The sequence below is a fragment of the Xylanibacter ruminicola Ga6B6 genome, from assembly GCF_000687715.1.
GTDB lineage: Bacteria > Bacteroidota > Bacteroidia > Bacteroidales > Bacteroidaceae > Prevotella > Prevotella ruminicola_B.
The window spans coordinates 1-1158 of record NZ_JHXD01000051.1; the positions used below are offsets into that span (position 1 = coordinate 1).

General features: G+C 50.6%; 3 protein-coding genes. All 3 read left to right on the top strand.

Annotation, left to right across the window (positions count from 1 at the left end; translation table 11 throughout):
- Window positions 1-224: 224 nt before the first annotated feature.
- On the top strand, window positions 225-449 hold the full coding sequence (locus T500_RS0114745; protein ID WP_028908734.1) for a DUF3791 domain-containing protein: 225 nt from the start codon (window positions 225-227) through the stop codon (window positions 447-449).
- Window positions 449-928: a DUF3990 domain-containing protein gene (locus T500_RS0114750; RefSeq protein ID WP_028908735.1), complete on the top strand. Its 480-nt coding sequence runs from the start codon at window positions 449-451 to the stop codon at window positions 926-928. Before T500_RS0114745 ends, T500_RS0114750 begins: the two co-directional genes overlap by 1 nt.
- A partial coding sequence (locus T500_RS0114755) for a hypothetical protein (protein WP_036909284.1) occupies window positions 925-1158 on the top strand: 234 nt, incomplete at its 3' end. The genes T500_RS0114750 and T500_RS0114755, both read left to right, overlap by 4 nt.

Here is a 1158-nt window from a genome sequence, read left to right on the forward strand (position 1 = left end):
GTCTGCAGGACGATGCTACTGGTCTCTACTACCAGAGTCCTGGCTACGTGTACTCTTTCCTAGAGAACGAACTGAAGACCGCAAGGGTTTCTTAACATACTATCTATACCCCCATACAATCCTCCTCCCAGCAAGCCAATAAACAATGATTTTCCCCCAAAACCCTTGCAAAAATAAATATATTGTTGTATCTTTGTCCCCGAAACGTATAAACAACAACGATTATGGCACGCGAAGAAAGAAATATCATCGGCTTCACGGTGGCACTCGTCAGCGAGTTTGCCCTCCGTTTCGGTATACGGCCACGACAGGCCTACGCTTACTTGAAGCGCTTCAAGGGCATGGAGCACCTGAGAGAGCATTACGGTGTGCTACACACACAATCGTTTCCCGACTCAGTGGACGTGCTGACACAGGTGTGCCTAAACAATGGAGGACAGTTGCGATGATTAAACTCTACCACGGTTCCAACCAGAAGATAGAAGTGCCCGACCTAGTGCACTCCAAGCCCTTTAAGGACTTTGGACGAGGCTTCTATCTCTCGGCCAACAAACAGCAGGCTTTGGATATGGCCTTCCAGAAGGTAAGTCAGACGCAGTTGGGTAACGCCGAAGTCACAGAGTTTCTTTTCGACGAGACAGCGATGCAGTCGCCAGACCTGAAGGTTCTCACCTATCCCGACTACTGCGAGGAGTGGGCGCTATTCGTGCTAAAAAATCGCGATAAAAATGCTCAGCACCCTACTCACGACTACGACATCGTTTATGGTCCCATTGCCGACGACGGTGTCACCTACCAGTTGCGCCGATACGAAGGCGGAGTCATCTCCCTGCAGCGACTGGTCGAGGAACTGAAGTACGCCAAGGGCATCACCTTCCAGTATTACTTCGGCACCGAGCGTGCCCTTAAACTATTGAAACGCCTATGACTACCCGACTGACCCCCGAACAGATACAGCTGATGAAGGACGAACTGACCACCGAGTTGGTCGGTTATCTGTTGGACGACTACCACTACACGCCCGAGGAGGCAATAGATGTGGTATATACATCCGAAACCTTCGAGCGTCTGCAGGACGATGCTACTGGTCTCTACTACCAGAGTCCTGGCTACGTGTACTCTTTCCTAGAGAACGAACTGAAGACCGCAAGGGTTTCT